Origin of the sequence: Yinghuangia sp. YIM S09857 (assembly GCF_051388915.1) — a bacterium.
GTDB lineage: Bacteria > Actinomycetota > Actinomycetes > Streptomycetales > Streptomycetaceae > Yinghuangia.
Genome location: NZ_JBPKBH010000021.1, coordinates 159,753 through 168,938 on the forward strand (window position 1 = coordinate 159,753; position 9,186 = coordinate 168,938).

At 67.6% G+C, this 9,186-nt stretch carries 10 protein-coding genes; 6 read left to right on the top strand and 4 right to left on the bottom strand.

Annotated elements, in window-relative coordinates:
* Positions 1-26 precede the first annotated feature (26 nt).
* On the bottom strand, positions 27-671 hold the full coding sequence (locus tag ACRX5S_RS33260; protein WP_436776909.1) for a hypothetical protein: 645 nt from the start codon (positions 669-671) through the stop codon (positions 27-29).
* A 104-nt stretch (positions 672-775) separates the two neighbouring features.
* Positions 776-1,252: a helix-turn-helix domain-containing protein gene (locus tag ACRX5S_RS33265; RefSeq protein WP_436776910.1), complete on the bottom strand. Its 477-nt coding sequence runs from the start codon at positions 1,250-1,252 to the stop codon at positions 776-778.
* Between the two features lie 228 nt (positions 1,253-1,480).
* On the opposite strand from ACRX5S_RS33265, the gene ACRX5S_RS33270 reads away from it, so the two are divergent.
* The 6 genes from ACRX5S_RS33270 (at position 1,481) to ACRX5S_RS33295 (ending at position 7,536) form a co-directional block, all read left to right on the top strand.
* Positions 1,481-2,284 carry a TnsA-like heteromeric transposase endonuclease subunit gene (locus tag ACRX5S_RS33270; protein ID WP_436776911.1) on the top strand — a complete coding sequence of 268 codons (804 nt, stop codon included), beginning with the start codon at positions 1,481-1,483 and terminating at the stop codon, positions 2,282-2,284.
* A gap of 22 nt (positions 2,285-2,306) precedes the next feature.
* The gene (locus ACRX5S_RS33275) at positions 2,307-4,328 is read left to right on the top strand and encodes a Mu transposase C-terminal domain-containing protein (RefSeq protein ID WP_436776912.1); all 2,022 of its coding nucleotides are present in this window, start codon (positions 2,307-2,309) and stop codon (positions 4,326-4,328) included.
* A complete protein-coding gene (locus ACRX5S_RS33280) occupies positions 4,319-5,347 on the top strand; it encodes a TniB family NTP-binding protein (RefSeq protein ID WP_436776913.1) in 1,029 nt (342 codons plus the stop codon). The genes ACRX5S_RS33275 and ACRX5S_RS33280 overlap by 10 nt, the downstream gene beginning before the upstream one ends.
* A 338-nt stretch (positions 5,348-5,685) precedes the next feature.
* Positions 5,686-6,324: a hypothetical protein gene (locus ACRX5S_RS33285; protein WP_436776914.1), complete on the top strand. Its 639-nt coding sequence runs from the start codon at positions 5,686-5,688 to the stop codon at positions 6,322-6,324.
* On the top strand, positions 6,321-6,797 hold the full coding sequence (locus ACRX5S_RS33290) for a hypothetical protein (protein ID WP_436776915.1): 477 nt from the start codon (positions 6,321-6,323) through the stop codon (positions 6,795-6,797). Before ACRX5S_RS33285 ends, ACRX5S_RS33290 begins: the two co-directional genes overlap by 4 nt.
* A 166-nt stretch (positions 6,798-6,963) precedes the next feature.
* Positions 6,964-7,536, top strand: a complete 573-nt coding sequence (locus ACRX5S_RS33295) for an Imm21 family immunity protein (RefSeq protein ID WP_436776916.1) — start codon at positions 6,964-6,966, stop codon at positions 7,534-7,536.
* An 86-nt stretch (positions 7,537-7,622) separates the two neighbouring features.
* On the opposite strand, the gene ACRX5S_RS33300 is transcribed toward ACRX5S_RS33295, so the two are convergent.
* Positions 7,623-8,486 carry an RNA polymerase sigma-70 factor gene (locus tag ACRX5S_RS33300; RefSeq protein ID WP_436776917.1) on the bottom strand — a complete coding sequence of 288 codons (864 nt, stop codon included), beginning with the start codon at positions 8,484-8,486 and terminating at the stop codon, positions 7,623-7,625.
* Positions 8,483-9,061 carry a carboxymuconolactone decarboxylase family protein gene (locus ACRX5S_RS33305; protein WP_436776918.1) on the bottom strand — a complete coding sequence of 193 codons (579 nt, stop codon included), beginning with the start codon at positions 9,059-9,061 and terminating at the stop codon, positions 8,483-8,485. The genes ACRX5S_RS33300 and ACRX5S_RS33305 overlap by 4 nt, the downstream gene beginning before the upstream one ends.
* Positions 9,062-9,186 lie beyond the last annotated feature (125 nt).

Here is a 9,186-nt window from a genome sequence, read left to right on the forward strand (position 1 = left end):
TCCGCACATCACCACCGCCGGCGGGACTACTCGGCGGGCGAGACCGTCTTCTTCGCAGCACTGCGCGGCTTCGCCGGAGTCGGCTTCGGCTTCGCGGCGGCGGGCTTGGCCTCGGGCTTGCTCTCGGCCTTCGCCTCCGCCTTGACGGGCGCGGCCTTCTCCTCGGTCTTGCCCGCGACCTCGGCCTTGGCCTTGGCCTTGTCCTCCGCCTCGGCCTCCTTCTTGGCGATCTTGTCGACCACCTTGTGGCCGCGCTCGGCCAGGTCCCCGTAGATCTCCTTGAGCCGGTCCGCGTACTCGCCGGCCTTGCCGACCTGGGCCTCGACTTCGGTCCTGGCCTTGCCGTACTGGGACTTCGCGAAGTCCTGCGCCTTGCCCGGCAGCGTCCCGGCATCCTTGAGCGTCGCGCTGACCCGCTCCTGGACGTCCGCGGCGGTGGTCGAGACGCGGGTGCGAATCACCTTCGGGTCGGTCGGGATGTCGATCTTCGGCACCTCGAACTTCGGCACCTCGAACCTGGGCACCTCGAACTTCGGCGGCTCGAACTTCATGCCGGAAACCTTCTCCGGCACCTCGCGGATCTTCTCCACCGCAAGGTCGCCGGCGCCCACGAACGCGTAGAACGGCGTGGCGTCGGTCAGGGTCTTCCTGATGTCCGTGGCAGTTGCCATCGTCTTTGTTCACTCCCCGGAATCGGAGGCTGTCATGAAATGTCGGTCCTGGCGCAGGCGATACGCGTCGGACTCGGCGGCGTCTCGTCGTCGGACCAGGCGGGTCAGGCGCTGGGCTCGGCCGCCGCGCGGCGCTCCGAACCCGGCCCGGATATGGAAGACCCCCCGGACGCCCGGCCGTTCGCGGACGGCACCGGCACGTCCGCGGCGGCCACCGCCTCGGCGGCGGCCTCGGCACCCGCGTTCTCCTTGCGGAACGCCTCGTAGATCTCCAGCAGCACGCGCTTCTGCCGCTCGTTGATCGCCGCGTCGGCGAGGATCGCGGTCTGCACCTCGCGTGCCCCCTCCGGACGCTCCTCGAGAATCCCGGCCTGGACGTACAGCGTCTCCGCGGAGATCCGCAACGCCTTGGCAATCTGCTGCAAGATCTCCGCACTCGGCCGCCGCAACCCGCGCTCGATCTGACTCAAGTACGGATTCGACACCCCGGCGGCATCCGCCAACTGCCGCAACGAATACTGCGCGTTGCGCCGCTGCTCACGGATGTACTCCCCGAGCGACCCCACATTGAGACTGGCCATACCCCCAACCATGCCTCCCCCCGCTAACTATTGCAAGCAAACCGCTTGCGCAAGTTACCCCCCATTCGATCGTCGTGAACGTCTGCACCTGTCCTGTCTCCGCGAAGTTGAGGCAGTCCCGAAGATCTGTGGGCATCCGCATCGACGTCCCGCTCATGTGTGGGCAGTTGGCACTCTGTCTCGGTCAAGCGGGGGTGCGCCCCGGTGTCGCCGCCGTACGTTTCGCGTGTGTCCACCGAGACCAGCGCGGACGGAGGCCTGGCCATGGCGAGCGCTGACGACGTCTGGGTGGAGTACACCGATGCTCTCGGGACGGATCACCAAGGACAGCTCTCCGAGGTGTGGTCGGAGCGGTTCGAGCAGGTCAGGCCACACAGAGGGTTCCCGAGCTTCCGTGGACAGCGCAATTGGTGCGGGTGGTACTGGGCGGCGACGTGTTCCGCGCATGTCGGTTATGAGTCCTGGCTGGAGCGCGACCAGCTGATGCTGTTGGACTTCGACCCGTTCGTGGCAGGCGTAGCGTCCCAGCCGTTCCGCCTGTCATGGCAGTCGTCGGGCAGCAGGAGGACCCGCCACACTCCGGACTACTTCGTGCGGCAAGCCGACGGCACAGCGCTCGTGGTAGACGTCCGTCCTGACGATCGGATTCCTGCTGCGGATGCCGCGAAGTTCGACCGGACTGGGCAGGCGTGCGCGTCGGTGGGCTGGGGGTTTCGTCGTGTGGGCGTGCCCGATCCGCTGTTCATGGCCAACGTGCGGTGGCTGGCGGGCTACCGGCATCCGCGGGTGCGGCGGCCCGAGGTAGTCGACGCGCTGGCGGCGGTCTTCGCAGAAAGCGGGGGCTTGCGGGCGGGTGCGGCGCAGGTTGGCGATCCGATCGCAGTGCTGCCCGTGCTCTTCCATCTGCTGTGGCACCAGGAGCTCACCACCGATCTGCATGCCGACCTGCTCAACGCGGCCAGCGTCGTGCACCCCGGCGACCAGGCGGGAGGTGCTCATGCCCTCACGTCCGCGCGTGCTGCGAGTGGGTGACCGAGTCCGGTACGCCGGCCAATTGCACACTCTTGTCGCGCTGGAAGGCTGCACGGTGCGGCTTGTCGGGGAGGATCGGCTTCCGGCGGTGGTGCTGCTGACGCACCTCCTCGCATCGGATGGATTCGAGGTGGTGAGCGCGACATCGCTTCGCGCCCCAGTGCCGACAGCCGGAGTTCTTGACGGCCTGCCCGCCGAGGCGGTGCAGCGGGCACAGTGGTGGCAGCGAGAGCTGACGGAGGTGCTGACCGGACGCTCGATGGACGACCCCCTAGGTCCGGTGCGCGCGGAGTACGACCCGTCGACACGCTCGATGAGGCAGCGCGAGCTGGCCAAAGTCGCGGAGCTTGCCACCCAGGGGACCTCGGTGTCGCTGGCGGGATTTCAGCGCATGAGGGCCCGTTTCGAGCGCGAGGGACTGGCGGGCTTGGTGGACCCCCGGTTGCTCGGTGGGTCAGACGGACTGGGCCGCTCGGACCCGCGGGTGGTGGCCGCGCTCCGCACGGTGGTCGATCGGCAGACTGACCGGTCGACGGTGTCCGCACAGGTGCTGCGACGGCGCTTGGAAAGAGAGTTGGAGGCGCAACACGGTCCGGATGTGGTGCCGCTGCCGTCTCGGTCGGCGTTCTATCGCCTGCTGGCTGTGGTCTCGTCCGGCCGACACACGCTGGGGTCGGCGCGCACGCGCAGGTCGCTGGCCAAGCAACCGGAGGGGACGTTTAGGCAGCTGACAGCGGCCCGGCCAGGCGAACTGATGGAGATCGACTCGACGCCGCTGGACGTGCTGGTGGTCGGTGACGACGGCGCGACGGACTCGGTGGAGTTGACCGGACTGGTCGACCTGGCGACACGTTCGGTTCCGGCGGTCGTGCTGCGGCCTTCGACGAAGGCCGTGGATGCTGCGCTGTTGCTGGCTCGGGCGATGACGCCGGAGCCGATGCGGCCTGGCTGGGCAGACGCGCTGCGGATGTCGCGCTCGGTACTACCGCATGCCTCGTTGGCTGCACTGGACGAACGGCTCGCCGACGCAGCGGCTGTCCCTGTGATCATTCCGGAGACGATCGTTTGCGACCGCGGGAAGGCCTACATCTCGGACACGTTCCGTGCTGCCTGCCAGTCGCTGGGGATCTCGTTCCAGCCTGCGCACCCGGACAGTCCGCCGGACAAGCCGCACATCGAACGGACGTTGGAATCAGTTGCGACGATGTTCGCCCAATACGTGGCGGGGCATCGCGGACGAAGTGTCGAGCACCGTGGCCTCGACCCCGCGGTCGAGGCGGCGTGGTCGATGCACGAGCTTCAGGAACTGCTTCAGGAGTGGGTGGTCGCCGGGTGGCAGCATCGTCCGCACGACGGGCTGCGGGATCCGCTGATGCCGGCGCGGGCTTTGAGTCCGAACGAGAAGTACTCGGCGCTTGTTGCCGCAGCCGGGCATATCCCGGTGTCGCTCAGTGCGGATGAGTACGTCGAACTCCTGCCGCGATGCTGGCGGACAGTGAACTCCTACGGGATCCGGATCAACCACCGCACTTACGACTGCGACGAGCTGACCTCCTACCGACGCCAGCCATCCGGCACAGGTCCGGACGGGACGCGATGGGAGGTCCATTTCGACCCCTACGACATCTCGCGCGTCTGGATCCGCAACCACCACGCCGATGGTTGGATAACCGCCTACTGGCGGCACCTCAGCACCGCTCCGACGCCCATGGGCGAGCTTGCTTGGGAGCATGCCCGGCGCCTGCTGGCTGAACGAGGCGCCAGGACATCCGACGAGGAGGAGATCGCGCGCGCTGCGGCCACTCTTCTCGACCGGGTCGGCGACGGGCCCGAACCTGGCGCACGACCGGAGGAACGAAAACGCGCCCGGCGAGCCGGAAGGGTCGCGGCCCGAACACGCGCCACAGCGGCGCCGTCCTGGCCCCGGCCCGAGAAAACACCCCCGCAGGAAGCGCCTGATGCCGGCGACTGGGACGACGAGATCGCCGATGTGATCCCGCTGGAGGTCTTCGACGCGCGCAAGGAGGCCGAGACATGGTGGTGAGCTCTCCTGCCTCCGGCACCTTGGCCGAGGACCGCACCGATCCGTCGACAACACTGGCCGGATGGCGCCACTTCGTGGACGAGGACCCCGCTGGCTTTGAACTCCTGCCCGAGGCAACCCGAGCATCCCTCGCTCCGTCCGCCCGGGACGAGTACGACGAAGCCCGGATCCGCTATCACTCTGAACTCCAGATCATCCGGACTTCTGCCGTCAAGGAAATCGCCTACCAGGGACGGCTGCTGACGCTGCTGAACCAGCGCGAAAACGGTGCTCGACGCGGCATGATCGTCTCGGGCCCGGGGACCACGGGGAAGACCACTGCGATCAAACAACTCGGGCGACTGCACGAACTACGGACCCGGCAACGCTACCCAGGCAGCGACCGCATCTCGGTCGTCTACGTGACGGCGCCGCCGCGCGGGTCCCCACGCAAACTGTCGATGGAGTTCGCGCGGTTCCTCGGGCTGCCGCTCATCACGCCCCGGCACAACACCATGGACGTCACCAACGCGGTCTGTCAGGTGCTCATCGAGGCGCGCACCGACCTCGTCCTGGTCGACGAGATCCACCTGATGAACCTCGGCACCCGAGCCGGGGAAGAGTTCTCCGATCACCTGAAGTACTTCACCGAGCACCTGCCGGCGACGTTCATCTACGCAGGCATCAACGTCGAGCGGTCCGGGCTGTTCACCGGCATCCGCGGTGGCCAACTCGCCGGCCGTTCCATCCTTGTCCGCACTGGGCCATTCCCTCTCAATGCCGAATGGCAGAGCCTGGTGGCGAGCTTGGAGGGCACCCTTCGGCTGCACCGCCACCAGCCGGGAACGCTCTTGCAGTTGAGCAAGTACCTCCACCAACGATCCGGCGGCATGATCGGCAGCCTTTCCCACCTCATCCGCGCCGCCGCGATCGCGGCCATCCTCGATGGGACGGAAGGCATCACCCGGCAGCAGTTGGCCACCATCCGCATCGACCACATCAGCGAGTCCACCGCTCGCCCCGGGCGGGCCATCGGATGAGTCTCCCCTCTCCGCTCCGCCTCGTGCGCCCACTGCCGCGGCCACTCGCCCCGTTCCACAACGAATCGATCGCGTCCTACCTCGGACGACTGGCCGCGGCCAACAGCGTCCCGGTGGACCGGATCAAAGCCCCGTCACGCTGGATGTCAGCACCGCACGTCGATGCGGACACGCTTGCAGCCCTCACAGGCCGAACCCCAGACAGCCTCACACGCGCCCTTCCGGAACTCCGCATGCTGGCGGATCCAACGCGATCCGCGAGTCTGCTGAAGTTCATGGAACCTCGTCACGCATGTCAAGCCTGCGTTGCAGCGCGCACGAACCGTCCTGGATACGTCTTGATCTGGGCTTCGACGCTGCACGACAACGTGTGCGTCCGGCATGCCCGCTGGGTGGGTGCCGGAACAACGTTCATCCGCAGGCAAGTCGACCTCAGACGCGCACCGGAAGTCGTGCGCGCGCACATACGCAACCTCCGATTGCTCCGCCGACACGGCACCAACGTGGTTACTGCTTGCCACCTCGAATGCGGCCCGCTCTGGAGGGAACTCCTCAATCACCATTACCAACTCTGGCCCACCCACCACCGCACCCAGCGCCTGGATCCCCTCCACGAGTACAGCCAATACCAAGCCGGGCCGTACTACCTCGCGACAATCTATCCGGAGACGGTCGAGGCAGTTGCCTTGTTCGCTTCTCCGATCTGGCGGGAACGCGCCCTCAGTAACAACCGCGCCGATCTCGACCGATTCGTCGCAGAGTTCGTGCGACGCCTTCCGCAGGAACGCAAGTTCCGGACCACTGCCCAGCCATGGTTTCGGATGCACCTCCGCGCCAAAGCCAGTCGCATCCGCAACCGAATCACCACAGGATCGCCGCAGGATCCCCTGCAAGACGACCACGCCAAGCAACGCACGCACGTTGAAAACAACCCTGTTGCCGTGATGCCACCCCTGGCCGAGATACTGCAGCCGTGAGCAGATTCGCCGAGGTGATCGTCCTGGCCAAGGACGCCGAAGACGTCATGGAACCGCTGACATTGCCCGACGACGAGCGGGAGTGGCATCAGTGCTTCACCCGAATCGACGACGGTTTCTTCAGTGGCCTCGGTGGCGGTTCCAGCGGTGAGTGCTACGCCTGGGTCATCCAGTTCTATCGCTTCAACTGGACTGGCCTACTGGCCGCGCTGGAGTCGTTGCCCTGGCCTTACCCGCACTCGGTGCAGGTCCTCGTCCGCGATGAGGAGGACGACTGCTTCGGGTTGTGGATGATCTACGACGGGAAGCTGGTCGAAGTTCCCCTTCCCCACACCCGGCGCACCCCGTTCCCGGGCTGGAGCGTCACCGGAGTGCTGCAGCGGACAGATCAGCCGGCAGAGCGTCACGCCCCGGGCTGTTCCTGCGAAACCACGAACGCCGATCCGACCACCGCAGCAGACCCAATGCTCTGAACATCTAGTTGCCCAGACTTAAGCGGGACAGATCAGCATGTTCTCGTCCCAGGCAAGTCGAGGCATCGCAGGTCAGAGCAGTCGTCCTACCCACACTTATTTGGGACCGGACAGCACCCCACAACCTGACGGACGGACGCGCGATCGACCGGGGAAGAATCGCCGCATGGTTGACGTGTCGTCAGACGGAGTCAGCGCCGACCAGGGGGCCCTGCGATGGGTGGAGTCGATGGGCGGCCCACTGGTCGTGGTGCCCGTTTCCGCGCTGGAGCACTGGGCGGGTTGTTCGGAGTCGTGGGGCGAAGACGGCGTTCACGACGACTACGACCGAGCCTGCGACATCGAAGGATATGCGGGCGTGCTCGGTGTCGGCGCCGGCGGCGCGCAGGCGCTGGTGCTTGGCGACAATCCCGCGACCAGCTGCTTCGTACCGGCCCTGCGGGTCTTCGTACGACAGTTCGGCGGGACGGCGGCAGAGCTGCCGGCCGCGGCCGAGGCCGTGCTCACCGACCCGACGGCAACCTGGGAGGACTGCGGCGTCTGGGAGACCGACGGGGATGCGGTGCTCATGGACTCCGTGACCGCCGGAAACGCGCCGGCCGTCGAGTACCCGAACGGGGGTGGCTTCCCCGAACAGGCGCCCGTCCCCGTCCCCGCCGGTCGGTGGCAGGTGGACGCCACCCACCAGGACACGGAGTCCGTGACGATCACCTTGGTCCGGCTCCTGCCCGCTTCCTGAAACGTCCTGGAACGGCTGACCGCGCGGCCCGGGCCGGAGGCCCGTCCTCCAGCCCGGGCCGGTGCACGCCGTGCCGCCTCCGGCGGTTATCTGGTCAGCGGGGTGAGGGTGGTGAGGTGGGTGAGTTTCCGGGGGTTTCTGACTACGTAGATGCGGGCTACGAGGCCGTTGTGGACTTCGAGGCTGATGGCGGAGGGTTCGCCGTCGATGTTGAGGCGGGCGGCAGGGGCGGCGTTGAGGTCGAGGGGGGTGGTCCGGATGTCGGCGAGGGATTTCGCGCGGGCGAGGATGGCGGCGACGGCTTCGACGCCGACGATCGGGGTGAGCGAGGCCGTCACGATGCCGCCGCCATCGGTGATCATGACGACGTCGGGAGCCATGACCTCCATGAGTTCCTGGAGGCGGCCGGTGCGCAGGGCGTAGAGGAAGCGGTCCACGACCTTGCGCTGTTCGGAGCGGGTCACCGCGACGCGCGGCCGGCGGGCGGCGACGTGGCCTCGGGCGCGGCGGGCGATCTGGCGTACCGCGGCCGCGGTCTTGCCGACGGCCTCGGCGATCTCGTCGTACGGCATGTCGAAGACCTCGCGGAGCACGAACACCGCCCGCTCGGTGGGCCCGAGGGTCTCCAGCACGGTCAGCATCGCGATCGAGACGCTCTCCGCGAGTTCGACGTCCTCGGCGACGTCCGGGCTGGTCAGCAGGGGCTCCGGCAGCCACTCGCCGACGTAGTCCTCGCGGCTGCGCGACAGCGTGCGCAGGCGGTTGAGCGCTTGGCGCGTGACGATCCGGACGAGGTACGCGCGCGCGTCGCGCACCTCGTCGCGGTCCGCGTCGGCCCACCGCAGCCATGACTCCTGCAACACGTCCTCGGCGTCGGCCGCCGAGCCGAGCATCTCGTAGGCGACGGTGAAGAGCAGGCTGCGGTGGGTGACAAACGGGTCGTCGGTCATGCGGTCGACGCTACGCCCGGCGTCCCGGCGCGCGGGGCGAGCGGGATCTCGCAGGCGTCCGAGAAGCCCTGCGACCTGATGCCGTGCGCGTTGTTGTTGCGCGTCGCCATGTTGACGAAGGCGACGAACGCGGTCAGCTCCACCATCGCCGCTGCACCGAGCCGGTCGAGCAGGCTCGCGTACATCTCGTCGGTGACCGTCGGCGGCGTGTCGGTCATGGCCTCGGCGTATTCGAGGACGTCCCGTTCCAGCACGGTGAACACGTCCGACACCCGCCAGCGCGGCACCTGGCTCGCCTTGGCCAGGTCCAGGTTCTGGTTCTGCGCCGTGAAGTAGCCCGCGTCGAGGCACCAGGGGCAGCCGACCTTCACCGCGACGGCCATGTGGGCGTACGACTTCAGGCTCTCGTCGAGCGCGTCCCACTCCGCGATCTTCGCGGAGAACTCCAGATTGGACGTCGCGACGGGCGGGTTGTGCCAGATCACTTCGACGGGCTCCGCCACCTTGCCGAGTCGGCCGAGCAGGTTGTCGCGAAGCTCGTCGGGAAGCTCCGCCTTGGGGACTCGCAGCACCATGGTGTCCTCCTGCGCTCTCACCCCGGAACCGGTCCGGGGTGCCGTCGGCGTCTGCCGATCTGACATGAAGACACCGGCCGGGCGGCGTGTGTGACACCGATGCCGGGGCCCATGACGTGCGTCGA

What these genes read in the sequence shown, in the direction of transcription:
- ACRX5S_RS33280 (WP_436776913.1), top strand. Translation starts at nt 4,319, where the DNA reads ATGGTGGTGAGCTCTCCTGCCTCCGGCACCTTGGCCGAGGACCGCACC.
- ACRX5S_RS33260 (WP_436776909.1), bottom strand. Translation starts at nt 671, where the DNA reads ATGGCAACTGCCACGGACATCAGGAAGACCCTGACCGACGCCACGCCG.
- ACRX5S_RS33300 (WP_436776917.1), bottom strand. Translation starts at nt 8,486, where the DNA reads ATGACCGACGACCCGTTTGTCACCCACCGCAGCCTGCTCTTCACCGTC.
- ACRX5S_RS33265 (WP_436776910.1), bottom strand. Translation starts at nt 1,252, where the DNA reads ATGGCCAGTCTCAATGTGGGGTCGCTCGGGGAGTACATCCGTGAGCAG.
- ACRX5S_RS33305 (WP_436776918.1), bottom strand. Translation starts at nt 9,061, where the DNA reads ATGGTGCTGCGAGTCCCCAAGGCGGAGCTTCCCGACGAGCTTCGCGAC.
- ACRX5S_RS33295 (WP_436776916.1), top strand. Translation starts at nt 6,964, where the DNA reads ATGGTTGACGTGTCGTCAGACGGAGTCAGCGCCGACCAGGGGGCCCTG.